1 protein-coding gene is annotated in these 625 nt (G+C 43.4%); it reads left to right on the forward strand.

The genetic code is table 11. From position 1 onward, the window contains the following. On the forward strand, positions 1-625 hold a 625-nt coding region (locus MO867_RS22480; protein WP_252473323.1), incomplete at both ends, for a GPO family capsid scaffolding protein.

The following is a 625-nucleotide window of genomic DNA, read 5'->3' on the forward strand; positions in this document are numbered from 1 at the left end:
TTAAAGGGGGAAATCCAGCTTTACGGGATCATAGCGCCTAATGATTATTTAATAAACGCGAACCGTAACGGTGACTATACACACCCATCTATTGAAGTTGGCGAGGACTACCGAGGCACCGGCAAGTATTTTCTAAGAGGTCTCGGAGTAACCGATGATCCAGCTAGTGCAGGAGTTTCAGAACTTCATTTTTCCACTAATTCCGGCAACAAAGAAAAAGCCATAGTGTTTAGTGGGCATCAATTCAATCTGGCGGAATCTTTGGAGCAAGAAAGAAGCATCATAAAGCGTATCTTTAGTAGAGAGATGCAACAGGAAAACAATTTCAGCAAAGAACAGGAAAGCGAAGATATGTCTTTTAGTGCTGCACAGAAAGAAGAACTCGGCGAAATAATCTCCACCGCCATGGTTACAGCTTTTTCAAAGCTAAAACCAAATCCTGCCCATACTCACAAAATCAATGTTGAACATGTGCCGAACCACACTCACGGGAAAGAAGAGTTTACAACAAAGCCGGCTGGTGATCAGGGTGATGTAAAACCAGAAGAGGGAGCCCCAGAGGGTGACAAGGGGGAATCTGTTCCCTTGGAAGAATTTAATAAGTTAAAGAACGATCACGAAGCAT

The organism is Microbulbifer okhotskensis (assembly GCF_023895975.1).
Taxonomy (GTDB): Bacteria; Pseudomonadota; Gammaproteobacteria; order Pseudomonadales; family Cellvibrionaceae; genus Microbulbifer; species Microbulbifer okhotskensis.